This window comes from Paraburkholderia sp. UCT70, from assembly GCF_050434085.1.
GTDB lineage: Bacteria > Pseudomonadota > Gammaproteobacteria > Burkholderiales > Burkholderiaceae > Paraburkholderia > Paraburkholderia tuberum.
Genome location: NZ_JBNPVZ010000003.1, coordinates 113,986 through 135,909, shown reverse-complemented (window position 1 = coordinate 135,909; position 21,924 = coordinate 113,986). Strand labels below are relative to the sequence as shown.

The following is a 21,924-nucleotide window of genomic DNA, read 5'->3' as shown; positions in this document are numbered from 1 at the left end:
ATGGACAAACGCATCCATAAAATCGCATCTGTTTCACTGCTGGCTGGTGCTGCCATCAGAAAGAAGCAACGCCTCGACCGGAAATAGATAAATCCGAATCGTTTTCGATTGACGATCTAATCAGGAAGCCGACATTCAGGCAAAACAAAAGCTGTTTTCGCATTGCGTGGCTAGAACACTGAATGGCCGTCGATAACGAATCGCTAGCAATATCACGGGCGCTCAAATCGAGCGCAGGATAACCGACGAGTGTTGACGCGCATTGCATCGTATCCTTTCGCTTGCCGAATGAAATTTGACACAAATGTCACGCGCCGCGCATCGAGCGGAAACGGGCTTGGAAATTACAGAAAAGGCTGTAGACTCTATAGCGTGTCTTACGCGGCGAGGCCAACACGAGTCCAATCGTTGCGCGCACCCAGCATGTGTGCAAATCACTCCAATCCGCCACGAGATTTTCTGCCATCAAGGTGTCTATTCGCTGATACGACCCAACGCCAATAGAACCCGAACCGGCGAACCACGCCGACCGGTGAACCTGAAAGGAGATTCGACGAGACACACAGACCATTCTTCCAAATAACGTGATCGACGCCGCCGGATGCGGTCGTCGCCGGCGGGCCGCTGGAGAACATAACTTCTTTGGAGTATGTGATGGCAAGCAAACCACAATGGCGAACGCTGTTATCTCTGACTTTTCTATCGCTGGCAATGATGGGCAACGTCGCGCGTGCGGAGAGCATTCCAATTGTCACAGGCCAGCAATGGATGCAGTCGACCGATGAGCAGAAGAAAGCGTATCTGGTCGGCATCTCGAATGTGATCGACGTCGAGCGCGCCTATGCCGGCAACACGGCGAACAGCAATGACATCGCACAGCGCTTCGGCAAGGGCATGCAAGGCCAGACACTCGACAGCGTGCGTCAAGGCCTCGACGGCTACTACGCCGCCAATCCCACGATGATCCAACACCCGGTGATCGAGACCCTCTGGTTCCAGATGGTCGTGCCCGGCCTGAAGAAAAATCAGTAAGGAGAACGATCATGAAACGACTTGGGTGGATCGTCAGTATTGGCGCACTGGCCGCGATGATCGGTTGCACGGACATGAGCCCGCAGACGCAGGGAACGGTGAGCGGCGCGGCACTTGGCGCGGGCGCAGGTGCGGGCATCGCGGCGATCGCCGGCGGCGATGCGTGGACCGGCGCGATCATCGGCGGCGCGGCGGGCGGCGTGGCCGGCAATATCCGCGGCCGTCAGTAATTACCGGCGAGCAGGCAAGGCTGGGGCGCGACCTGGGTCACGTCCCGGTTTCGTTACTGAAGCGCACGGCCCGATCAGGCCTTGATCAGGTATTCCACGGCCGTCGAGTGAAGCGATTTCCGAGGCGTCGCTGAAGGACCGTTCTTCCATGGGGCACCTCTCCCTTCCCCGCGACGCCGTATGCATTCCGTGCCATTTTCCTCACGTCGAATGTCAAGTAACGAAGCGAATGGGGCGAATTCATTCGCGCTCGCGACATCGCGCATCCCCAGTTCGTCATGAAAATCATCCGTTCATACACGAGCCGCTGTCGACGTCGCGTTGCGCGCCCGGCCGACAAAGTTTGAACCGGTGCTTAAAAGCCCTTAGGATATCCACACCGGAAGCCGCCGCGATGGCGGCATGCGCACACCGCGCAGAGAGCAGCCTGCCCGCGGTGCAACCTTCATCTCATCAAGAGAACACGAATGCTGCGCACGTCACTGAAGGTAATAAAGATAAGTGCATGGGTTCTGGTGCTGCTGGCGGTGCTCGCATTGGGGCTACGCGCGTGGTATTCGCAGCGCGGGCCGGAGTTGTCGGTATGGCACACCTATGTGCCGCGCGAAATGACCGTCGAGGAAATGGACACCGCCGACTGGAACGCATACATCGAGGCGGAAAATCGGATTTTCGAGGACGTGCGCGTCAATGTCGTCGAAAAGCTGCGGCCGTCCGAGCGCATTCCGGCGAACCGCTATTACGAGGGCTCGCCGATCTTTCCGTGGCATTTCGCCGAAAACTGGAATCACTCGTACATTCTCGAGCCGTCGGGGCCACCCGTCGGCGCGGTCGTGCTGCTGCACGGCATGACGGATGCACCGTACAGCATGCGGCATATCGCGCGTCGATATCGTGATCGCGGTTTCGTCGCAATCGGCATCCGCTTACCAGGACATGGCACGGTGCCGGCGGGGCTCGTCGACGTGCACTGGCAGGACTGGACCGCGGCCACTCGGCTCGCGGTGCGTGAAGCGCGCCGTCGCGTGGGGCCGGACAAGCCGATCGAGCTGGTCGGGTTTTCGAACGGCGGCGCGCTCGCACTGCAATATGCGCTCGACGCGATCGAGAATCCCGCGCTCGCGCGTCCGACGCGCGTCGTGCTGATCTCGCCGATGATCGGCGTCACGCGTTACGCACGCTTTGCCGGTCTCGCCGGATTGCCCGCGGTGCTGCCGGCCTTCGCGCGCGCCGCGTGGCTCGGCGTCGTGCCGGAGTTCAACCCGTTCAAGTACAACTCGTTTCCTGTGAATGGCGCGCGACAGTCCTTTCTCCTCACGAGCGTGATTCAGGAACAGATTGCGCGGCTCGAGCGCGAGAACCGGCTCGATACGTTGCCGCCTATCCTGACGTTCCAGTCGGTGACGGATTTCACGGTCAGCACGCCAGCGGTGATGTCGGCGCTCTACGACAAGCTGCCTGAGAACGGCAGCGAGGTCGTGCTGTTCGACGTGAACCGCAGCGTGCGCTTCAGAACCTTCCTGCGCTCCGCGTCGTACATGGCGCTCTCGCGCCTACTGCGCATCGGTCCGCAGAACTATCGCACGACGGTGATCGCCAACGTGTCGTCGGATTCAGCGCATACTGTCGAGCGCAGTGTTTATGCGGGTGAAGTGCAAACGCGTGTCAAGCCGTTGGATATCGACTATCCGCAGGATATTTTCTCGTTGTCGCACGTCGCGATTCCATTCCCGATCACCGACGCGCTGTACGGCATCGCGCCGGACGATTCGGAGAACTTCAACGAGAACCTCGGCACGCTCGCGCCGCGCGGCGAACGCGGCACACTGATTCTGACGCTCGATTCGATGTTCCGCATCGCGTCGAATCCGTTCTTCCCGTATCTGCTGCAGCGTATCGACGAAGGCATCGGCAAGATGCCGCCGCCGGTCGTCAACTCACCGCCGCGCACGCATGAAACCGCCGACGGTCCGCCCGACGATTTCGCCGAAGATCTGAATGCGCTCGAGCAGGTTGGCTCGGACGAGCCTTGAAATCTCGATGTTTTGAATCAAGCTGACGGCAAATGCACTGCCACCCTCGCGAGATGTGACCAGACGGCCCGCACCTACCGCGGGCCGCCTGCTTTTCGGCTCGAAGATCGACGTTACGGCTGATACGACGAATCGACGATCGTCCACAGCGCCGCTTTCGGCTGCAGGTTCGCATCGAACGGCAGCGGCAGGTTGTTGCGCGGCACCGGCGTCGACGTCAGCCACGTGTGCTTGTCCGAATAGCCCCAGAACGTGACCGCCTTGATGCTCGGCTCCTGCTCGAACAGAGCGAACACGGCGCGATAACGCTCGGCCTGCGCGCGCATGATCTCGTTCGGCACTGGATGCCCGAGGTCCGGCAGACATGCATGCGGATCGCTCCAGCATTCACCGGGATCGGCATAGAGACTCACGTCGAGTTCGGTCACGTGGTTTTCGAGGCCGAGCGCGGCGACGTCGTCGAACGCCTGCTTGATGTTCGGCAGCGGCGGCCAATTTACGCTGATATGCATCTGATGCCCGACACCGTCGATCGGCACGCCCTGCGCGCGCAAATCGCGGATCACCGCGAGCAGCTTTGCGCGCTTGCGCGGATCGTCGGTGTTGTACTCGTTGATATAGAGCTTCATGTTTGGGTCCGCCGCGCGCGCCGCGCGGAAGGCGATCGCGATGTAGTCCTTGCCGAGCGTCCGATACCACGGACTGTCTTCGCGATACACCTGATGCGGATCGTCGCTGATCACTTCGTTGACTACGTCCCACGCGTAGACCTTGCCTCGGAAGTGTGTGACGACGTCGGTTACATATCGATAGAGCCGCTTCGCGACGATGTCGTGATAGAGCGGATCTTTCGGATCGCCGGCGAAGAACCAGTCCGGCGCCTCGGTCCAGTCGCCGGCCTTGAAGTGCCACAAGAGCGTGTGCCCGCGCACCGCAATGCCGTGCGCTTGCGCGAACGCGACGATCCTGTCGGCCGGTTCGAAGTTGTACTTGCCTTCCGCGACGCCGATCGTGCCCGGCTTCATCTTGTTCTCGGCGGTCAGGCTCGAGAACTGGGCGGCGACTAGCGCCGCGTCGGCGGGACTGTCGATTGAATCAGGTTCAATCGCCGCGCCGACCTTGAAGTGCACGGCCATCACACTGCGCAATGACGGCAGCGCCTCAGCGGGCGCCGCGGCGAGCGGCTGGCCGTCACGAGCGACGGCGGCCCGGTTGTGCGCGCAGCCTGCGGTTGCGAGCGCGCAAACGGCGACGGCTGCGCAGAGCATGCGCATTGAAGTCCTCAAAGGACGCACTCCTGGTCTCCTTATGACGGAATGCCGGTTCGGATGTCTTCTCTAACTATGTTTACCGTTACCGGTAACAGTGAAGATGTTAAGCAGCCTCTGTCAGCCCCGCTATGAGGGATTTACCTGACATATCGACGAGACATGGATGGTGAATCAGCGTTGAGTCGACCGGCTTGACACGGCGTGGGTTGAAAGCGCTTTCAGATGGGGATTGCACGGAACCGACGCGCGGCTAACGGCGCGAAACAGGGCGCCAGTCACTGAATTCCAACTGGCGAGCAGGAAAACCGAATCCGTTGAACGCGCGGGTCTGCTTCAATCGTCGTCCGCGCCGCGATTCAGTTTGATTTCAATGCCCGTTCAGCGAGCCAGCGTCGGGCGAGAGCCAGTTGTCCACCGAGGTGACACCCGGTACCGACATCGCACTCTGCTCGGCACGCGCGACATGGTCCCGCTCTGGCACCCATCCGACCAGCGTGATCCGCCCCGAGTGGGCAAAGACGAACACATGTGACATCCCGACTCCGCTGTGCGCCTCCGCGACCCGCACGCTATGGGCGAGTTGTTGGTCGGTGGCTTGCGGATCCTGGGCATGGGCCGCTGGCGCTATTGCGCTTGAAATCAGCAGCGCGAGTGTAGAAACAAGGGCTGTTTTCACGATACCTCCTTAGAGTGCCAAGGTGTGCCGGCAAAATCCGCCGGCAAATCTTCCGGTTCGACTCGATGCGAGGCGTCGGAAGTGCACTGGACAAAATCCTCTTTCCACTGCATGCGTCGCGGATATCGCGGTTGCGCGCCGAGGTTTTGCCAGTCGGGGCGATGGGCGATCGTGCCTTCGCCCGCAGAAAAGTTGCAAGGGCAGCGTGTTCGACCGGGACGTCGCATGTGCGGCGTGGCGGGGGAACAGCGAGAGCCGAGGGATGGGAACTGGTTGGAGCGTTCGTGATGGAGCGCGAGAGCCAGACAGATGCGCCGACAATCCCGCACTCAGCCGGCTACGCCGCTGAGCCCGGCTCGTTGCCTAGCATCGTATGCATTGATGATAGTCGCTAATGTCCACCACTGCTGGCGGCTCCTGCGCCAGTTCGTCAAGCCCAAACCGGCAATGCAAGCGAGGCGGCTCGTTGCATCTTCGCAACATCAAGGGCGAAATTTTTCTTGCATTCGAGCGCGTCTTCCTCGTTAAGCAAGCGCTGAGCGACGCGCGAGACGGATTCGCGCATCGTTTCGGTGCATGAGTTCAAACGGATTTCCGACGCTTGTGACCATCACGTAATGGTCACAAAGCAGGGCGCTACTGCGGGATCGTCCGGCGCGCAACTGTTATCGATAACAGCGTTTTCCCTGAGCAGTTAGTTTGATGCGCGGCGCAAGGTCATCCCTATAATCGCCTCGAAATGTGAAGCAAATAAGTAGCGAGCATTTCGGCAAGAGGGGAAACGTGTGAGAACGCGTGCGACCTGTGCGGCTTGGAGACGCCAAAATATATATAGGATATCTAAATGAAGAAGAAGCTTATTGCTGTGTCGGTGATGGCAGCCGCGACGACGGTGGCCCATGCGCAGAGCAGCGTCACGTTGTACGGCCGTATCGACAACGGCATCCAGTTTGAAACCGGCCTCCCGGGCGGCCACGCGTGGTCAGCCCAAAGCGGCGACTGGGGTTGCTCGTGGTTCGGCCTGCAGGGCGCCGAAGATATCGGCGGCGGCACAAAGACGGTCTTCCAGCTCGAAGGACAGCTCAACACGATGACCGGTGCATCGGCCGGCAATCTGTTCGGCCGTCACGCGACGGTGGGCCTGACGAACGACCACTGGGGTTTGTTCAAGATCGGTAACCTCGGCGCCGGCGAACTGGCGCAGGACAGCTGGGGCACCGACCCGCAGGTGATGCAGCGCTACGCGATCTCGACACTGGTGCGCGGCCGCAACTGGACGAGCACCAGCAACGGCGCGGAGTACAACTCGCCGGTGCTGTTCGGCGGCCTCGTGCTGAAGGGCCAGTATTCGCTGACCAACAACACGAGCTGGAACTCGGCGCCTGTCAACTCGGCTGGCGTGCCGACCGGTCAGGGTCGTACGAACGCGGTCGAAGGTGTGTACACGTGGGGCAACGGCGACGTCCGCGTGATCTATGACGAAGTGCGCGGCGCCAACGGCTCGTTCAACAACGTCTACTCTGCTTCGCGGATGGCCCTTGTCGGCGGCACGTACGTGCTAGGTCCGGTCAAGCTGTACGCGGGCTACCAGCACCTGAGCGCGCCTGACGCGACCAACGCGAGCGTGGGCGTAACCGATGCGTCGCAGCCTCTCGGCGTGAGCGCGCCGACCAGTGTGAACCACGAATGGGTCGGCGCTGCATGGCAGGTCACGGCGCCCACGCTGTTGACGGCTGCGGTCTACCACGCGAACGCGAACAACGGCAACGGCAATGGAACGCTGTTCACGCTCGCCGCGACGTACGCGCTGTCGAAGCGCACGTTCCTGTACACGGAAGCCGGCTACGTGCACAACAGCTCGACGTCGAACCTGAACCTCGGCAACGGGCCGTACGGCAACAACAACTTCGATGCGGTGACGGGCACGTCGTCGAACAGCAATCCGAACTATGGTCATAGCCAGACCGGCGTCTTCGCCGGGATCATGACCTCGTTCTGAGTTGAGGTTGCCTGATCAGCAATCGCAGTGATCTCTTTGTTTCAAGGACTGTTTATTTCTCTTTCATAGAGAGGCCGGTGCGACGCCTCCTCCACCCTCGTCGCATCGGCTGCTTTTTCTTTTTTTCGAATTCATCACCGGACGTAGTGCGCCCCTTCATATCTGAAAGCGCTTTCATCACAGGATTCAGGCAGAACTCATGACCCACGACGGCTCCAACGACAAACCCGGCGCGCCCAAGGTATCCGACGTACCCGCTGCGACCAACGTGACGCTCGAAGCCATCGCGCGCGCGGCCGGTGTTTCTCCGAGCACCGTATCGCGGATCCTGAACGGTTCTGCGCGCGTGCTTCCCGCCAAGCAGCAGGCGGTGGAAGCGGCGATCGCGCGTTTCAACTATCGGCCGAACGTGCTCGCGCGCAGTCTCGCGAGCGGGCGGACCGAAACGATCGGCGTATTGACGCAGGCGGTGTCGAGCCCGTTTTACGCCGAGTGGCTGCGCGGCATCGAGGAGTCGTTGTACGAGCCGGGCTTTACGCCGATCTTCGTGAGCAGCCGCTGGAACATCGACGACGAAAAGGCGCGCCTCGAGCAGTTCATCGCGCGGCGTGTCGATGGAATCATCTTGCTGCACGCGCAACTCGATGAGTCGACGTTGACCGACTACTCGCGGCACGCGCCAATGCTCGTACTCGGCCGCTCGGTACAAAACAGCGCGACGCTCGCTGGCCTGCCGATCGACAACATGCAGGGCGCACGCGACGCGACCCATCATCTGATCGAGCAAGGCCATCGCGAGATCGCCTTCATCGCCGGGCCGGCAAGTCACGAGGATGCGATCGAGCGCCTCGTCGGCTACCGGACCGCGCTCGAGGAAGCGGGCATCGGTTTCAATGCCGATCTCGTCGAGCAGGGCGATTACCTCGAAACGGGCGGCGTCGCCGCGATGGAGCGCCTGATGGCGCGTCATCCGTCGTTCAGCGCGGTGTTCTGCGCAAACGATCAAACCGCGTACGGCGCGCGCCTCGCGATGTTCCGCCGCGGCGTGCGGGTGCCGGACGACGTGTCGCTGGTCGGCTTCGACGATTTGCCGACTTCGTCGTACATGACGCCGCCTTTGACGACGGTCCGCCAGCCGACTTACGAAATCGGCCGCCTCGCCGCACAGGGCATCGTGCAGATGATCCGCAAGCAGTCGATCGCGCTAAGCCCGATTCCGCTCACGCTCGTGACGCGTGAAACCACGCGGCGAATCACGCCGCCGGTAAAACGGGGGGATACGCCTACGTAGCGGCTGTTTTTTCGCCTCAACGTGAAAGCGCTTTCATGTATCGGCAGTCAAGCAGAAATTCAGCAGCGCATTCAGCACCAAGCAGAGCAGCACCATGCAAAGCAGCAACAAAGACAACAGGGGAAGTAGGTCGCAGCAACCGGATATTCATCGAATGCAATTCAAACAGGGTTCTTCAGGAGACGAGTAATGAAATTCCGCTTTTCAGGCTCTGCCACCGCCGTTCTGCTCAGCCTGGCCGCAGTCGGCGCGCACGCCAACACCACGTTGACGGTCGCGGTCTTTCCGAAGCTGGATCAGGAAATCAAGGACGCGCTTCCGGCGTGGAAGAAGCTGCATCCGGACGTCGACATCAAGGTGTCGTCGCTCGCGATCGCCGATCACCACAACGCAATGACCACCGCACTCGCGACGAGCTCCAATCTGCCCGACGTGATGGCGGTCGAGGTCGGCTTTATCGGCCGCTTCGCCTCGGGCGGCGGTCTCGAGGATCTGTCGAAGGCGCCGTATAGCGCGGGCCAGTACAAGAGCGAGTTCATCAACTACACGTTCGCGCAGGCGGCCACGCAGGACGGCACGATCGTCGGCATGCCGGCCGATATCGGTCCGGGCACGCTGTTCTATCGCAAGGACATTCTCGACAAGGCGGGCGTGACCGAAGCCGACCTGACGAAGTCGTGGGACTCGTATCTGGCGGCCGGCGTGAAGATCAAGAAGGCGACGGGCGCGTACCTGATGGCATCGTCGCGCGATATCGAGGACATCTACATTCGCGCCGACCTGAAGGAAGGCAATGGCGTGTACTTCGACAAGGCCGGCAATCCGGTCGTCACGTCGCCGCGCTTCGTGAAGGCGTTCGAACTCGCGAAGAAAGCACGCGACCTCGGTCTCGACGCGAAGATCACGCCCTGGTCGAACGAATGGGCCGAAAGCTTCAAGCGCGGGACCGTCTCGACGCAGATGATGGGCGCGTGGCTCGGTGGTCACCTGTCGTCGTGGATCGCCCCGGACACGAAGGGTCTGTGGCGCGCGGCCAATCTGCCGAACAACGCGTACGCATCGTTCGGCGGCACGTTTTACTCGATTCCGGCGAAGGCGACGCAAAAGCCGATGTCGTGGGAATTCATCAAGTTCCTGACGACGCGTCAGGACACGCAGCTCGCATCGTTCCGTTCGATCGACGCATTCCCCGCGCTGCTCGCCGCGCAGAACGACACGTTTTTCGCGGAGCCGGTCGCATTCCTCGGCAACGAGAAAGCGCGTCTGATCTGGCGTGACGCAGCCTCGCACATCCCGGCGATCCAGCGTAGCAAGTACGACCAGGTCGCCGAGGAAGCGGTGCACTCGGCGCTCGACAAGGTCGTCGACGACGGCGCAGACGTGCATACGGCGCTCCAGGAAGCGCAGGACCAGATCGCGCATCGGGTCCGCCGTTAAAGCGGTATCGATGCAAGGTCGCGGCACGCTGCGTGCCGCGACCGAAGTGTGTCGCAGTGCGCTGCAAGTCTGCTGCAAACAGCGCGGCCGGTCATCGATCCCGGCCACGCCCGACTGGACGGAACTATTGATGAACACCCCGCTGCCCTCGACCCAAGAGGTCGCCCGCGATGCGCGCGCGAGCGATGTGCTGAGCTCGACCGCGCCGTTCGCCGCGCCGCGCAGAACTTCGCGGCTCGATCCGGTGAAAGTCGCACCCTACCTGTTTCTCGGTCCATTTTTCCTGCTGTTCGCGCTATTCATGGCGTTCCCGCTGCTGTTTTCGCTGTACCTGTCGTTCCAAAGCTGGGACGCGACGGCGGGGCTCGCGAGCATGAAGTGGGTGGGTCTGTCGAACTTCACGTTCACGCTGACCGACCCGTGGTACTGGAAGTCGCTGTACAACACCGCGTCGATGGCGATCATGTCCGGCGTGCCGCAGCATCTGGTGGCGCTGCCGCTCGCATTCTTTCTGCAAACCGCGTTTCGCCGCTGGCGCAACCTGGTGGTCGGCCTGTACTTCCTGCCGTTCATCACGTCGAGCGTCGCGATCGCGCTGATCTTCTCGTCGCTGTATTCGACCGACTTCGGCATGATCAACCTCGCGATCGCCGAGCTCGGCAAGCTGGCCGGCCTGCACTGGATCGTCCCTGCGCATCCGATCGAGTGGCTCTATAACCCGAAGAACGTCAAGCCGGCGGTGTCGGTGGTGATCTTCTGGCGCTATGTCGGCTGGAACACGGTGCTGTATCTGTCGGCGCTGCAAACCATTCCGAAAGACCTTTACGAGGCCGCGCGCATCGACGGCGCGAGCGGCTGGCAACAGTTCACCCGCATCACGATTCCGCTGATCAAGCCGATGATTTTCTTCGCGGTCACGCTGTCGATCATCGGTGGGCTGCAACTGTTCGAAGAACCGTTCATCCTGCTGCCGAACGAAGGCATGGGTACCAGCCAGTCCGGTCTGACGACGGCCGTCTATATGTATCGCACCGCATTCCACGACGGCGATTTCGGCACCGCGAGTTCGATCGCATGGCTGCTGTTCATTTCGATCGGCGCGTTGATGTGGTTGAACACGCGGATCTTTCACCGCAGCGGCATGAACGAGGAGACACAGCGATGAAATCGTCGAGCAACAAGGGCCGTTATATTGGCTACGCGATCGTGGTGGTCGGCGCGCTGCTGATGTTCTCGCCGTTCTACTTCATGTTCGTGTTCGCGACGCACACGAGTTCCGAGATTTTCTCGATGCCGCCCCCGCTGTGGTTCGGCAGCGCGTTTCTCGACAACATGGCCTCGCTGATGCGGCACATTCCGTTCTGGCGCAATCTCGGCTGGAGCTTCTATACGGCCACGATGCAAACCGTGCTGACGCTGCTCGTCACGTCGATGGCCGGCTACGCGTTCGCGATGTACGAATTCCGCTTCAAGAAGACGCTGTTCGCGATCGCGCTGACCGCGATGCTGGTGCCGCCGTTCCTCGGCATGATTCCGACCTTCATGACGATGAACCTGCTCGGCTGGATCGATCAGCCGCGCGCGCTGTACGTACCTGGCGCGGCCGCCGCGCTCGGCGTGTTCCTGATGCGCCAGTACGTCGCGGCGGCGATTCCGTCCGAGCTGATCGAGGCGGCGCGCATCGACGGCTGCGGTGAATTCCGCATCTACTGGAGCATCGTGATGCCGCTGCTGGGACCGGCGCTGGGCACGCTTGGACTGATCAGCTTCATTCAGGCGTGGAACAACTTCCTGTCGGCGCTCGTCGTGCTGCGTTCGCCGTCGATGTACACGCTGCCGCTCGCTCTGCGCATTCTGCAAAGTCCGACCAATTCGGATTGGGGCGCGGTGATGGCGGGCTCCGCGGTCGCGGTGCTGCCGTTGCTGGTGCTGTTCGCATTCACCTCGCGGCGTTTGATCGACGGTCTGACGACCGGCGCGGTCAAGGCTTGAGATTCTTTCTTTCATTTTTCACGCCCGCGCGGGCGTGACATTCAGGACAACATCATCTATGTCGACGTATCGATTCAACGATGACTTCGTCTGGGGCGTCGCCACCAGTTCCTACCAGATCGAAGGCGCAGCGCATGAGGACGGCCGCGGCCCGTCGATCTGGGACGCGTTCTGCAACGTGCCGGGCAAGGTCGTGAACGGCGAGAACGGCGATGTCGCATGCGATCACTATCACCTGGTCGAGGAAGACCTCGACCTGATGGCCGAACTCGGGGTCAAGGCTTATCGCTTTTCGATCGCCTGGCCGCGCGTGCAGCCGACTGGCCGCGGCGCATTCAACGACAAGGGCCTCGCGTTTTACGAGCGCCTCGTCGACGGTTTGCTCGAGCGCGACATCCAGCCATTCGCAACGCTGTATCACTGGGACCTGCCGTTGTCGCTGCAGCATACGCAAAACGGCTGGGAAAGCCGCGACACCGCTTATCGCTTCGCGGACTACGCGCGCAAGATCGGCAGCGTGCTCGGCGATCGCATTGCATCGATCGCGACGCACAACGAACCGTGGTGCACCGCGTGGCTCGGCAACGCAACCGGCTATTTCGCGCCGGGCAACGCCGATCTGAAGAAGGCCGCGCATGTCGCGCACCATCTGCTGCTGTCGCACGGTCTCGCGTTGCAGGCACTGCGCGCCGATGGCGTGAAGGCGCCGCTCGGCATCGTGCTGAACCAGTCGCCGGCGCATGGCGCGACGGATGCGCCCGAAGATCAGGCCGCCGCGTCGCTCGAATACGCGAAGTTCGTGCGCTGGTACATGGACCCGCTGTTCAAGGGCGAGTATCCGGCCGAGGCGCTGGAATGGTATGGCGCGAACGGTCCGCAAGACGTGATCCGGAGCGGCGATTTCGACGTGATCGGCACGCCGATGGACTTCCTCGGCGTCAACTACTACACGCGGATCTTCGCGAGCGCATCGGGCGACAAGCGTCCGCCGGGCGCGCTCGGCTTCACCGACATGGATTGGGAAGTCTATCCGCAAGGTCTCACCGAATTGCTGACGCGCATCAACGCCGACTACAAGTTGCCGCCGATCTACATCACCGAGAACGGCTGCGCGGCGAAAGACGTGCTCGATAACGGCCGCGTGCACGACGCCGAGCGCGTGCGCTTCTACGACCTGCATCTCGCCGCCTTGTCGGACGCGGTGAAACAGGGCGTCGACGTGGCCGGCTATTTCGCCTGGAGCCTGATGGACAACTTCGAATGGGCGTCGGGCTACGACAAGCGCTTCGGCATGGTCTACGTCGACTACGCGAGCCAGCAGCGCACGCTGAAGGACAGCGCGTGGTGGTATCGCGACGTGATCGCGCAACACGCCGGCGTCGCGGCTGGGCGCTGAGGCGCACGCCCGGCGACGGGCGCGTCGAACCTCGCGTGGCGCGACAGTAGTGCGGCAGTGCGATAGCGTCACGCGGGGTCTGCAAGTACAAGGATTGAGGAGGAGGCATCAAATGGGCGAACTCGTATTGCGCAACGTCACGAAGACGTATGGCGAAGGACCGCAGGTGATCCAGGGCATCGACCTGCACATCCCGGACGGTCAGTTCACGGTGTTCGTGGGACCGTCGGGCTGCGGCAAGTCGACGATGCTGCGCATGATCGCGGGGCTCGAGTCGGTGACGGGCGGCGACATTCTGATCGACGGCGTACGCGTCAACGATCTGCAGCCCACGGACCGCGGCATCTCGATGGTGTTCCAGAGCTACGCGCTCTACCCACACATGACGGTAGCGGAAAACATGGGCTTTTCGCTGAAGCTGTCGGGCAAGTCGAAAACGGAAGTGCGCGAGGCGGTGGGCCGTACCGCCGAGATCCTGCAGATCACACATCTGCTGGAGCGCAAACCGAAGGCGCTGTCGGGCGGCCAGCGCCAGCGCGTCGCGATCGGACGGGCGATCGTGCGCAAGCCGCGCGTGTTCCTGTTCGACGAACCGCTGTCGAATCTCGACGCTGCGCTGCGCGTGCAGATGCGTATCGAACTCGCGAAGCTGCATCGCGAACTCGGCACGACGATGATCTACGTCACGCACGATCAGATCGAGGCGATGACGCTGGGCCAGCAGATCGTCGTGTTCAACAAAGGCTGCATCGAGCAGACCGGCGCGCCGCTCGATCTGTATGAGCGGCCGGCGAACCGCTTCGTCGGCGGCTTCATCGGCTCGCCGCAGATGAACATGCTGACCGCAACGCTGGTGTCGCGAAGCGATGCGCAAACCGTCGTGGCGCTTGCCGGCGCGAGCCAGCGCATCGTGCTGCCCGGCCGGCTGGCGCAGCCGGTCAGTGGCGAGTTGACGCTCGGGGTGCGCGCCGAGCATCTGGGCATCGGCTCGCTCGACGAAGGTCTCGCCGCGCGTGTCGAACTGGTCGAGCATCTCGGCGACGTCTCAATCCTGCATGCTCGACTCGATGGCATGGCGCACGCGATCGCGCTGAAGCTCGGCAAGAAGGACGCGCAGCACGCGGTCAGCGCGCGTGTCGGGATCAAGGTGGCGTCGTCGTCGGTCACGCTGTTCGATGCGAACGGCGTCGCGGTGAGCCTCGCGCGACCCGAAGTCGGCGAGGACGTCGGCGCGGTGGTTTGACAGGCCGATGTCGGCGAGTGAGCAACGGTACACCGATGGCGGATAGTGCGATGGAGAAAAATGTAGCGAACAACGATGGCAAGGCCGCGACTAGCAATCCGTCCGGGCACCGGTCTGACCGGACGTCTGGTGAAACCGCCGCTGCCCCGAACCGCGGGCAACCGGCTACCGAACGAGAGCCGCAGCAGCGCGGCAGGCTGAAGAAGCCGCGCGAATCGTTGCATGCGTGGATCGTGCATTTCGATGCGGAGCCTTCATCAGGGCCCCCTGCATCGAACGACGAAGACTGACGCAAGCAGCGATGATGTTAGCCAGTTCGCATTAAATATTACGCGTTACTTTCGACGCCTTGCATCGAGCTTTCTCCTTGCCGGGCTTGATTTAGAGGGTCCAGTCGAGGGGTCGGATAGTGGTTCGGAGCTTAGGTAAACTCCGCATGGCGGCCGCGAACATGCGCCATTAACATCCGCTAACGTTAAGGGTAACGTTCAGCAAGTTTGCATCTATTCGAAGATCTATAACACGGGGCAAAACATTGCAAGCCAAGACGCGCCGCGCCGCTATCCGGCACGACCCGGTATGGCCAGAGCGGTCTGTGTAAAACCAATTGATTAGATGAACGTGCATCGGTTGCGCGCAGGAATTGGCGCTACCGATGCAGGCTGTGTCGCGGTTACGGTAGTTGTCGCCGCGAGTTGGATTGGAGCTCGAGGGAGCTCCTGGCAGTAGGCTGGGAAGCAACGACTGAGAGCAAGGTTGATAAAGAATGTCGGGCACGCATCGCTGGTGTTCGCCTGCGGGCGCACTGCCCGATACAAAAAATACCGTTGGATTTTTGCTGGGTGGAGAGCGTCATGGAAAAGCGAGTGTCTAAAGCCATTTTCAAGTCCCGGGCCTGCGAGCTGTTCCGTCAGGTCGAGGCATTGGGCGAAACCGTGGTCGTCACCGACCGCGGGCAACCCACCATCGAAATCCGGCCGTATCGCAGCAAGCAGGAAAATCCGCTCGAGCTGCTGCGCGCGTCGATTACGCATTTCAACCTGAAGCACGCGTTGCAGCCTGTCACTGCCGAGCAGGACGAGTAATGATCACGCTCGACACGCTTGCGCTCGTGTGCTGGCTCGGCAGGCAGAAAGCGCTGAGCCAGGCCGCGCACGATGCGATCGATCGGGAGCTCGCCGGCGGCGAGATCCTGATTTCGGCAATCAGTGCGTTCGAAATCGCGGAGTTCGTGAAGGTCGGCAGTCTCGGGCTGTCGATGGACGCGCGCAGTTGGATGTCGACGTTTCTGTCGCTCGACGGCGTGCGGATGATCCCGGTCGACACCGAGATCGCGTTTCGCGCGGCCACGCTGCCGCCCACGCTCGCCTTGCATCAACGCCTGATCGTCGCGACCGCGCGCACGCATGGCGGCGCGCTCGTGACTTCGGATGCGAAAGTGCGCGCGTCGACTTACGTCGAAACGATCTGGTGACGGCCGCGGCGCTGCCTGGTGCGGACGGGGCCGGTGGAATCGCGCACCACCAGTTCCGCCGGCAGCGTGATGCGTTGCGAAGCGGCGTCGATCCCGGCGATCTGCGCGAGCAGCGTGTTGACCGCCGAGCGCGCCATTTGCTGGAACGGTTGGCGGATCGTGGTGAGCGCCGGGTGAAACTGCTCGGACATCGGGATGTCGTCGAAGCCGATCACCGAGATGTCGTCCGGCACGCGCAGACCCGCTTCGCGGATCGCGGCGATCACGCCGAACGCGCTCTGGTCGTTGGCCGTGAAGATCGCGGTGGGCGGCTCGGCGAGATTCAGCAGGTCGAACGTGACGTCGAACGCCATCATTTGCGACAGGTCGCCCGCGGCGACCAGCGCGTTTTCGCGTGGCAGGCCGAGGCGAGCCAGCGTGTCGTGATAGCCGCGTTGCCGGTCGCGCACGCCTTCGATCGTTTCGTCGCCGGCCAGAAACGCGATGCGCTTGTGACCGAGCTCGGCGAGGTGCTCGACCGCGAGACAGGCGCCGCCGTAGTTGTCGACCGACACCGACGGGAAGCCCGTCAGCGTGCCGCGCTGATCGACGACGACGACCGGTACCTTCGCGGTGGCGAGCGCCTCGAGGCACAGCGACTCGCGCGGAAGAATGGCGAGGATACCGTCGGAGAATTGCTGGATGAGCCCAAGCAGGTCGTGATGCGTATGACGATCTTCGTCGAACACCGTGTAGACCAGCATCTCGCAGCCCGCGCCACGCGCCGCACGGCCCGCGCCGAGAATCAGTTCGCTGGAGAATTGCGTGTCGAGTGTTGGCGTGATGATGCCGATGATGCCGTTGCGGCCGCCCGATAGTTTCTGTGCGGTGCGGTTGACGACGTAACCGATGTCCGACGCGATTCTCAGTACTTCGTCGCGGGTTTCGCGCGACACGCCGGGACGGCCGTTGAGGGCGCGCGACGCGGTCATCTGGGACACCCCGGCAAGCTTGGCAACGTGCTCAAGCGTTGGGGTCTGTCTTGCCATGCGGGTCGAAGGTGTGCGAGAGGTCATTGGATGGGGCGACTCGCTAATCGCGTTAGCGATACCGTTTATGTAGTCGTTATTCTAGCAGAACCCTTTATATTTCAGCTTTCCCACAATCGGTCCATCTTATCCGGCAGTTGCGTCGCAGCCCGCCGGGACCAGGTAAAATCCCGCATAGCCTTACTTCACGCATCGACCTAACATTCACTAACGTTAAGGCTAACGTTAATGTTTTGGTGATTTCTTATAAATCCAGAAGAGGGGACACACCCATGGCGTACCCGGCTTTGTTTAAAGCGCGGTCCATCATCGGCGCGACGGCGCTGCTGTTTTCGTTGTCTGCAGTTGTTTCGAACGCCGTAGCGGCGGACTCCAAAACGATCACGGTATGGGACCAGCAGACCAATGCGTCGTCGAGCAAGATCATTCGCGACGCGTCGGATCGATTCGAAAAGGCGGTTCCGGGCTACAAGGTCGAGAATTCGCACGTCCTGAACGAGGCATACAAGACTAAGCTGAAGGTCGCCTTCGGCGCGAACCAGCCGCCGTGCGTGTTCGAGAACTGGGGCGGCGGCGGGCTGCACGAGTACGTGAGATCCGGCCAGATCGCCGACCTCACGCCGTACCTGGAGAAGGATCCGGCGTACCGCAGCCGCTTCATGCAAGCGTCGTGGAATGTCACGACGTTCGACGGCAAGACCTACGGTGTTGCCGCCGAAAACGCGGCGGCCGCGGTGATCTTCTACAACAAGGAAGTCTTCAAGAAGTACGGCATCACGCCGCCGAAGACGTGGGATGAACTGATGCACGTCGTTGAAGTGCTGAAGTCGCACAACGTTGCAGCGTTCTCGCTCGCGAACAAGAACAAGTGGACCGGTTCGATGTACTACATGTACCTCGTCGACCGTATCGGAGGTCCGCAAGTCGTGAAGGACGCGATCGAAGGCAAGGGCAAGGGCTTCGAAGATCCGGCGTTCGTCGAAGCCGGCAAGCGCATTCAGGAACTCGTGAAGGCTGGCGCGTTCGCACCGGGCATCAACGGTCTCGATTACGACTCGGGCGCCTCGCGCCGCCTGCTGTACACGGGCAAGGCTGCCATGGAGCTGATGGGCGCCTGGGAAGCTTCGACGATCGCGAACGAAAATCCGACGTTCTCGAAGGATCTGGACTTCTTCGCGTTCCCGAGCGTGCCGGGTGGCAAGGGTGATCCGCGCGACCTGATCGGGACGGTCGGCGACGGCTTCCTCAGCATCTCGACCGAGTGCAAGACGCCGGACGCAGCGTTCAAGCTGATCCAGGCACTGACCGACGAGCAGGCGATGCAGGCTCGCGCGTCGGATGACCACAAGCTCCCGCCGGTCAATAACGTCAAGATCGACGATCCGTTCACGCAGCGTCTGCAGCAAATGCTTGCCGCCGCTCCGAGCGTGCAGCTCTGGTACGACCAGGCACTGCCGCCGGCCCTCGGTGAAATGCACAAGGACACGACGCAAGCACTGTTCGGTCTGTCGCTGACGCCTGAGGCTGCTACGCAGCAAATGGAAGCCGCTTCGAAGAAGGGCGGCTGATCTCCAGTCTTAAAGAAAAGTCCGACCGGCACCGCGAGGTGCCGGTCGGCATACAAGCCCGTGAATATCGCACTTTCCGCTACACCAGAACGCCGGCTGAGATTTTCATCGCAAACGCTCGTCACGGTTGTGTTTCTTGCGCCGTCGCTGCTGCTGCTGGCCGTGTTCCTGCTTTATCCGCTCGTCTCCAGCCTGCGGCTGTCGCTGCTCGACTGGAACGGCCTCGGCAACACTGCCCGTTATATCGGGCTCGCGAACTGGGCGCGGCTCGCGCACGACACGGTGTTCTGGCAATCGCTGAAGAACAACGTGATTCTTGCTGTCGCGTCGATCGTCGTCCAGCTTCCGATCGCGCTCGCGCTCGCCGTGCTGCTGGAGAAGGCCGGTCGTGGCTCGCGCTTGCTCAAGGTTCTCTATTTCCTGCCGCTGCTGATGTCGAGCGTGGCGATCGGTGTGCTGTTCAAGCAAATCTACGATCCGAATTTCGGTCCCATCAACGTCGCGCTGCAGGCATTCGGGCTTGATGGCCTCGCGAAGGACTGGCTGGGCGATCCGCATTTTTCGCTGGCTGCGACCATCACCGTGATCATCTGGCAGAACGCGCCTTTCTACATGATTCTGTTCCTCGCCGGCCTCTCGTCGATGCCGGCCGAGGTCAACGAGGCTGCGCTCCTCGACGGCGCATCCGAGTGGACCATTTTCTGGCGCATCAAGCTGCCGCACCTGCAAGGCACGGTGCGCACCGCTGTGCTGCTGTCGGTGCTCGGGTCGCTGCGTTACTTCGATCTCGTCTTCGTCATGACCGGTGGCGGCCCCGAAGGCTCGTCCGAGGTGATGGCCACCTACATGTATCGCACAGTGTTCAGTTCGTTCCAACTCGGCTACGGCAGCACCATCGGCTCGGCGATGTTCCTTATCGTCATCACAGTGGCGGCGGTGTCGATGTACTTCACCCGCCGTTATGCAACCGAGGTCTGAACCATGAACAAGAAACTACGCTTCCCCCGCGTGGGGGTTCCTCTGCTGGCACTGATTTGGCTGGCCGTCACGACGATTCCGTTTCTCTTCATGGTCGCATCGAGTTTCAAGAGCCAGGAAGAGACCTTTGCGACGTCAGTGTGGGCGCCGCCGAGCCACCTGTATTGGGGTAACTACGCGGCTGTGCTGCAGGGGCCGTTTTTCACTTATTTCCGTAACAGCGTGTTCACGGTGGGCGTGTCGGTGCTGCTGATCGTCATCATCAGTGCGATGGCGGCCTACGTGTTTGCGCGCTTGCGCTTCTCGCTGAACAAGACGCTGTTCGGTCTGGTGGTCGCCGGCATGATCGTGCCGCTGCATGCGACGCTCGTGCCGATCTATCTGCTCACGCGCAACCTCGGCCTTTACGACACCGCGTTCGCGCTGCTCGGCCCTTATGTGGCCCTCAGTCTGCCGGTGTCGATCTTCATCCTGACCGAGTTCATGCGCCAGATTCCGCGCGAGCTCGAAGAAGCGGCGCAGCTCGACGGCTGCAGTCCGTTCCGCATCTTCTGGCGTATTTTCTTCCCGCTTTCGGCACCGGGGCTCGCCACCGTGACGATCTTCAACGGCATTGGTCTGTGGAACGAGTTCATCTTCGCGTACATGCTCACGTCGACGGCCGAACACCGTACGCTGCCGCTCGCGATTTGGGACTTCATGGGGCAATACGCGTCGAACATACCCTCGATGCTGTCTGTCCTCGTGCTCACGTCGTTGCCGCTGATCGTTGCCTACGCGTTCGGTCAGGAGCGCGTGATCAAGGGGATGATGGCCGGCTCGCTCAAGGGCTGATCCGCATCGCACCTCACCTCGAATCGTGTGGGCCAAAGTTGGCCCGCACACCGAACTTCGCATAAACGATATGGCAAGCATCTCTCTCACTAACGTACAGAAGTCCTATACGAGCGGTAACTCGGTGATCCGCGACGCCAACCTCGAAGTCGGCAAGGACGAATTCTGCGTGTTCCTCGGGCCGTCGGGCTGCGGCAAGTCCACGCTGCTGCGCATGATCGCCGGTCTCGAATCGATCACCGACGGCGAACTGCGCATCGACGGTCAACTGATGAACAACGTCGAACCCGCGAAGCGCCAGGTCGCGATGGTGTTCCAGAACTATGCGCTCTATCCGCATATGAGCGTGTACGAGAACATGGCATTCGGCCTGCGTCAGGCGAAGGTCGATAAGGCCACCATCGACAGGAAGGTGCGCAGCGCCGCTGCCGCGCTGCAACTCGACAGCTACCTCGAACGCCGCCCCGCCGCGCTGTCCGGCGGCCAGCGCCAACGCGTGGCGATCGGGCGCGCAATCGTGCGCGAGCCGGGCGTGTTCCTGTTCGACGAGCCGCTGTCGAATCTCGACGCCGCGCTGCGCGTGCAGACGCGTACCGAAATCGCCCGTTTGCATCGCGAGTTCAACCGCGCGAGCGCGGTGTACGTCACCCACGACCAGATCGAAGCGATGGCGCTCGCCGACAAGATCGTGCTGCTGCACGCCGGCGCGGACATGGAAAAACACGGCAGCATCGCGCAGATCGGCGCGCCGCTCGATCTGTACCACCGGCCGAAGAGCCGCTTCGTCGCAGGCTTCATCGGTTCGCCGAAGATGAACTTCATGCCGGCCACGGTGCTCGCGGTCGACGCCAAGGGCATTCAGGTCGAGCTGACCACGGGCGAGCGCGTGCGCGCCGAGGTCGACGGCCGCAGGCAGCGCGTCGGTTCGCAGGTCACGCTCGGCATCCGGCCGGAGCACCTCGCCCTGCCATCGGCGCAGGCCGGCGTGCAGACAATCCGCTGCGCCGTGCGCCTGGTCGAACGGATGGGCGAGCACAGCTACGTGCATGTGGACGGTGGCGGGCGCGACGGCAACACGATGATCGCCAAGCTGCCCGGCGACGGTGGCGTGACGCACGACGAACGCGTCGAACTGGCGTTCGCACCGCACGCGTGCCACGTGTTCGACGACAAGGATTTCGCGCTGCCGCGTCTGCACTGATCCGCTTGCGATCGCGGTACTCGGACGACGCGAGCAGGCGCAGTCCCACCGCATCGTGTCGCTAGAGCCAAACGAATGACCCGTAGTCGATCAAACACGGCGAATACGAGTTGCGGCTGCGTTCGATCGATTAGCAGGACTGCGAAGTGCGGAAAGGTATCTGAAATAGAAGGGGATGGCATCCGGCCTGAAGCAACGCCATGCCGCACGCTTGTCAGGAACAACGGATTTGTCGGCGCTT

At 61.8% G+C, this 21,924-nt stretch carries 20 protein-coding genes; 16 read left to right on the top strand and 4 right to left on the bottom strand.

Going from position 1 to position 21,924, the window contains the following annotated elements; translation table 11 throughout:
* The first annotated feature begins 654 nt into the window (after window positions 1–654).
* From OKW41_RS18390 to OKW41_RS18380, 3 genes are all read left to right on the top strand, one after another.
* On the top strand, window positions 655–1,032 hold the full coding sequence (locus OKW41_RS18390) for a hypothetical protein (protein ID WP_035471298.1): 378 nt from the start codon (window positions 655–657) through the stop codon (window positions 1,030–1,032).
* An 11-nt stretch (window positions 1,033–1,043) separates the two neighbouring features.
* Window positions 1,044–1,262, top strand: coding sequence for a YMGG-like glycine zipper-containing protein (locus OKW41_RS18385; RefSeq protein WP_429447121.1), 219 nt, complete (start codon window positions 1,044–1,046; stop codon window positions 1,260–1,262).
* Between the two features lie 467 nt (window positions 1,263–1,729).
* Window positions 1,730–3,295, top strand: a complete 1,566-nt coding sequence (locus OKW41_RS18380) for an alpha/beta hydrolase (protein ID WP_429573521.1) — start codon at window positions 1,730–1,732, stop codon at window positions 3,293–3,295.
* A 113-nt stretch (window positions 3,296–3,408) separates the two neighbouring features.
* Here OKW41_RS18380 and OKW41_RS18375 read toward each other — a convergent pair whose 3' ends face one another.
* The 3 genes from OKW41_RS18375 to OKW41_RS18365 form a co-directional block, all read right to left on the bottom strand.
* A complete protein-coding gene (locus tag OKW41_RS18375; RefSeq protein WP_429573520.1) occupies window positions 3,409–4,563 on the bottom strand; it encodes an endo-1,4-beta-xylanase in 1,155 nt (384 codons plus the stop codon).
* 370 nt (window positions 4,564–4,933) lie between these two features.
* On the bottom strand, window positions 4,934–5,242 hold the full coding sequence (locus tag OKW41_RS18370; protein ID WP_429573519.1) for a BON domain-containing protein: 309 nt from the start codon (window positions 5,240–5,242) through the stop codon (window positions 4,934–4,936).
* A gap of 430 nt (window positions 5,243–5,672) precedes the next feature.
* Window positions 5,673–5,807, bottom strand: coding sequence for a hypothetical protein (locus OKW41_RS18365; protein WP_429573518.1), 135 nt, complete (start codon window positions 5,805–5,807; stop codon window positions 5,673–5,675).
* A 279-nt stretch (window positions 5,808–6,086) separates the two neighbouring features.
* Here OKW41_RS18365 and OKW41_RS18360 point away from each other — a divergent pair, with 279 nt between their 5' ends.
* From OKW41_RS18360 to OKW41_RS18320, 9 genes are all read left to right on the top strand, one after another.
* Window positions 6,087–7,241, top strand: coding sequence for a porin (locus tag OKW41_RS18360; RefSeq protein WP_429447126.1), 1,155 nt, complete (start codon window positions 6,087–6,089; stop codon window positions 7,239–7,241).
* A gap of 199 nt (window positions 7,242–7,440) precedes the next feature.
* Window positions 7,441–8,532 carry a LacI family DNA-binding transcriptional regulator gene (locus OKW41_RS18355; RefSeq protein WP_429573517.1) on the top strand — a complete coding sequence of 364 codons (1,092 nt, stop codon included), beginning with the start codon at window positions 7,441–7,443 and terminating at the stop codon, window positions 8,530–8,532.
* Between the two features lie 189 nt (window positions 8,533–8,721).
* Window positions 8,722–9,969, top strand: a complete 1,248-nt coding sequence (locus OKW41_RS18350; protein WP_429573516.1) for an ABC transporter substrate-binding protein — start codon at window positions 8,722–8,724, stop codon at window positions 9,967–9,969.
* Between the two features lie 130 nt (window positions 9,970–10,099).
* Window positions 10,100–11,134: a carbohydrate ABC transporter permease gene (locus OKW41_RS18345; RefSeq protein ID WP_429573515.1), complete on the top strand. Its 1,035-nt coding sequence runs from the start codon at window positions 10,100–10,102 to the stop codon at window positions 11,132–11,134.
* Window positions 11,131–11,961, top strand: coding sequence for a carbohydrate ABC transporter permease (locus tag OKW41_RS18340; RefSeq protein WP_090810629.1), 831 nt, complete (start codon window positions 11,131–11,133; stop codon window positions 11,959–11,961). The genes OKW41_RS18345 and OKW41_RS18340 overlap by 4 nt, the downstream gene beginning before the upstream one ends.
* 58 nt (window positions 11,962–12,019) lie before the next feature.
* Window positions 12,020–13,357, top strand: a complete 1,338-nt coding sequence (locus OKW41_RS18335; protein ID WP_429573514.1) for a GH1 family beta-glucosidase — start codon at window positions 12,020–12,022, stop codon at window positions 13,355–13,357.
* A 112-nt stretch (window positions 13,358–13,469) separates the two neighbouring features.
* Window positions 13,470–14,600: an ABC transporter ATP-binding protein gene (locus OKW41_RS18330; protein ID WP_429573513.1), complete on the top strand. Its 1,131-nt coding sequence runs from the start codon at window positions 13,470–13,472 to the stop codon at window positions 14,598–14,600.
* Between the two features lie 854 nt (window positions 14,601–15,454).
* Window positions 15,455–15,685, top strand: coding sequence for a type II toxin-antitoxin system Phd/YefM family antitoxin (locus tag OKW41_RS18325; RefSeq protein WP_008921569.1), 231 nt, complete (start codon window positions 15,455–15,457; stop codon window positions 15,683–15,685).
* Window positions 15,685–16,074, top strand: a complete 390-nt coding sequence (locus OKW41_RS18320) for a type II toxin-antitoxin system VapC family toxin (RefSeq protein ID WP_090810623.1) — start codon at window positions 15,685–15,687, stop codon at window positions 16,072–16,074. The genes OKW41_RS18325 and OKW41_RS18320 overlap by 1 nt, the downstream gene beginning before the upstream one ends.
* Here the strand turns inward: OKW41_RS18320 and OKW41_RS18315 are convergent.
* Window positions 16,053–17,102 (bottom strand): LacI family DNA-binding transcriptional regulator, encoded by a 1,050-nt coding sequence (locus tag OKW41_RS18315; protein WP_429573512.1) that lies wholly within the window; start codon window positions 17,100–17,102, stop codon window positions 16,053–16,055. The two genes, OKW41_RS18320 and OKW41_RS18315, sit on opposite strands and share 22 nt — an antisense overlap.
* 272 nt (window positions 17,103–17,374) lie before the next feature.
* Between OKW41_RS18315 and OKW41_RS18310 the strand changes: the two genes are divergently transcribed.
* From OKW41_RS18310 to OKW41_RS18295, 4 genes are all read left to right on the top strand, one after another.
* Window positions 17,375–18,670: an extracellular solute-binding protein gene (locus OKW41_RS18310; RefSeq protein ID WP_429573511.1), complete on the top strand. Its 1,296-nt coding sequence runs from the start codon at window positions 17,375–17,377 to the stop codon at window positions 18,668–18,670.
* A gap of 60 nt (window positions 18,671–18,730) precedes the next feature.
* Window positions 18,731–19,648 (top strand): carbohydrate ABC transporter permease, encoded by a 918-nt coding sequence (locus tag OKW41_RS18305; RefSeq protein WP_429573510.1) that lies wholly within the window; start codon window positions 18,731–18,733, stop codon window positions 19,646–19,648.
* A 3-nt stretch (window positions 19,649–19,651) separates the two neighbouring features.
* Entirely contained in the window at window positions 19,652–20,482 is an 831-nt protein-coding gene (locus OKW41_RS18300) for a carbohydrate ABC transporter permease (protein ID WP_184023548.1), read from the top strand.
* 70 nt (window positions 20,483–20,552) lie between these two features.
* A complete protein-coding gene (locus tag OKW41_RS18295; protein ID WP_429573509.1) occupies window positions 20,553–21,683 on the top strand; it encodes an ABC transporter ATP-binding protein in 1,131 nt (376 codons plus the stop codon).
* Window positions 21,684–21,924: the final 241 nt, after the last annotated feature.

Excerpts from the sequence above, each read along its gene's own strand:
- OKW41_RS18390 (WP_035471298.1), top strand. The coding sequence starts at position 655 with ATGGCAAGCAAACCACAATGGCGAACGCTGTTATCTCTGACTTTTCTA.
- OKW41_RS18385 (WP_429447121.1), top strand. The coding sequence starts at position 1,044 with ATGAAACGACTTGGGTGGATCGTCAGTATTGGCGCACTGGCCGCGATG.
- OKW41_RS18380 (WP_429573521.1), top strand. The coding sequence starts at position 1,730 with ATGCTGCGCACGTCACTGAAGGTAATAAAGATAAGTGCATGGGTTCTG.
- OKW41_RS18375 (WP_429573520.1), bottom strand. The coding sequence starts at position 4,563 with ATGCTCTGCGCAGCCGTCGCCGTTTGCGCGCTCGCAACCGCAGGCTGC.
- OKW41_RS18365 (WP_429573518.1), bottom strand. The coding sequence starts at position 5,807 with ATGCGCGAATCCGTCTCGCGCGTCGCTCAGCGCTTGCTTAACGAGGAA.
- OKW41_RS18360 (WP_429447126.1), top strand. The coding sequence starts at position 6,087 with ATGAAGAAGAAGCTTATTGCTGTGTCGGTGATGGCAGCCGCGACGACG.
- OKW41_RS18355 (WP_429573517.1), top strand. The coding sequence starts at position 7,441 with ATGACCCACGACGGCTCCAACGACAAACCCGGCGCGCCCAAGGTATCC.
- OKW41_RS18350 (WP_429573516.1), top strand. The coding sequence starts at position 8,722 with ATGAAATTCCGCTTTTCAGGCTCTGCCACCGCCGTTCTGCTCAGCCTG.
- OKW41_RS18345 (WP_429573515.1), top strand. The coding sequence starts at position 10,100 with ATGAACACCCCGCTGCCCTCGACCCAAGAGGTCGCCCGCGATGCGCGC.
- OKW41_RS18340 (WP_090810629.1), top strand. The coding sequence starts at position 11,131 with ATGAAATCGTCGAGCAACAAGGGCCGTTATATTGGCTACGCGATCGTG.
- OKW41_RS18335 (WP_429573514.1), top strand. The coding sequence starts at position 12,020 with ATGTCGACGTATCGATTCAACGATGACTTCGTCTGGGGCGTCGCCACC.
- OKW41_RS18330 (WP_429573513.1), top strand. The coding sequence starts at position 13,470 with ATGGGCGAACTCGTATTGCGCAACGTCACGAAGACGTATGGCGAAGGA.
- OKW41_RS18325 (WP_008921569.1), top strand. The coding sequence starts at position 15,455 with ATGGAAAAGCGAGTGTCTAAAGCCATTTTCAAGTCCCGGGCCTGCGAG.
- OKW41_RS18320 (WP_090810623.1), top strand. The coding sequence starts at position 15,685 with ATGATCACGCTCGACACGCTTGCGCTCGTGTGCTGGCTCGGCAGGCAG.
- OKW41_RS18315 (WP_429573512.1), bottom strand. The coding sequence starts at position 17,102 with ATGGCAAGACAGACCCCAACGCTTGAGCACGTTGCCAAGCTTGCCGGG.
- OKW41_RS18310 (WP_429573511.1), top strand. The coding sequence starts at position 17,375 with ATGGCGTACCCGGCTTTGTTTAAAGCGCGGTCCATCATCGGCGCGACG.
- OKW41_RS18300 (WP_184023548.1), top strand. The coding sequence starts at position 19,652 with ATGAACAAGAAACTACGCTTCCCCCGCGTGGGGGTTCCTCTGCTGGCA.
- OKW41_RS18295 (WP_429573509.1), top strand. The coding sequence starts at position 20,553 with ATGGCAAGCATCTCTCTCACTAACGTACAGAAGTCCTATACGAGCGGT.